Here is a 1,001-nt window from a genome sequence, read left to right as displayed (position 1 = left end):
GGCGACGTCCAGCGCCAGGCGGTCGTGGCCGGCCGAGGCCAAGGCCTTCAGCATCTGGCGCGCGGCCGCCTGCAGCGGGGCCGCCCCTTCGGTGACGGGAAACTGCCGGTGGCAGTCGTTGCACTCGAAATGCGGCGCGGCAGGCTCGCTCTTGTGGCTCACCAGGGTGTAGCGGGCCACGCGCTGGGCATCGATGTGCCGGCGCATCAGCCCGGCGCTGGCCAGCCGGTCCAGCAGCCGGTAGACCGTGACGCGGTTGACCACCACGCCCCGGCGTGCCAGGGCGGATTCCACCTCCGCGCCGGACACCGCGACGGAGGGCTGCGAGGACATCAGCGCCAGCAGGGCGCGCGTGGCGCGGGTGGAACGCAGACCGGGCGGCAGGGCGCGGGGCGCGGAGGGATCGGAGTGGGGAGAACGGGGCATGGCGGGCGGCCGGCGGCGCGCGCAAAAGGCGCCGGGATGGCTTGGTAACGCAAACGGGTTGCATTATGGCAGCTTTGCCCCAAGCCACCCTTCCCGTTTGGCCGTCTGGCAGGTGGCCCGCTGGCCCCACCCGGCCGCTACGGCGCCTGCCCGTCCTGCAGTTTCCGGAGCTGGCGCCGCAGCCGCACGTTGTCCAGGCTGAGGGCCAGCCAGGAGAGGCCGAAGAGTCCGTAGAACACCGCCTCCCCGAAATACGCGAATGCCAGCCACGATGCGCCTGCGCACGCCAATGCCGTGACCAGCAAGTACGTTCCGTCTTTGAAGGGGGATGGAGCCATGGGATTCACCTCAGCCGAGACAGGCTTTGCGGAGACAGCGCCAGGGTGAGCCGCCCCGCCTGCTGGCGCTGGTAGATCTGCGGGTGGGTCTGCAGCACCGTGCCCACCTGCGGGTTGAGAAAGCCGCGGCGCGACGCATAGAACAGCACGTCCGACAGTCCGGTGCCGCCCGAGATCGCCCGGCCGGTGGCCACGGCCGCGCTGCCCACCGCCGCCCGGCGAAGTAGGCCACGCCCC

Annotated in this window: 3 protein-coding genes; all 3 read right to left on the bottom strand. The window is 71.7% G+C overall.

The annotated features are described in order from the left end of the window. The coding region (locus AC27KI_RS25740; protein ID WP_487116658.1) for a Fur family transcriptional regulator at nt 1-426 on the bottom strand (426 nt) is incomplete at its 3' end. Between the two features lie 137 nt (nt 427-563). Continuing rightward, a complete protein-coding gene (locus tag AC27KI_RS25735) occupies nt 564-764 on the bottom strand; it encodes a hypothetical protein (RefSeq protein WP_317354990.1) in 201 nt (66 codons plus the stop codon). 5 nt (nt 765-769) lie between these two features. Then, the coding region (locus AC27KI_RS25730; protein ID WP_487116656.1) for a hypothetical protein at nt 770-1,001 on the bottom strand (232 nt) is incomplete at its 5' end.

It is taken from the genome of Acidovorax sp. KPB24-03 (genome assembly GCF_057546605.1).
The sequence above is the reverse complement of the archived record's forward strand: the minus strand, read 5'-3'. Positions and strand labels throughout refer to the sequence as shown.

What these genes read in the sequence shown, in the direction of transcription:
- AC27KI_RS25735 (WP_317354990.1), bottom strand. Translation starts at nt 764, where the DNA reads ATGGCTCCATCCCCCTTCAAAGACGGAACGTACTTGCTGGTCACGGCA.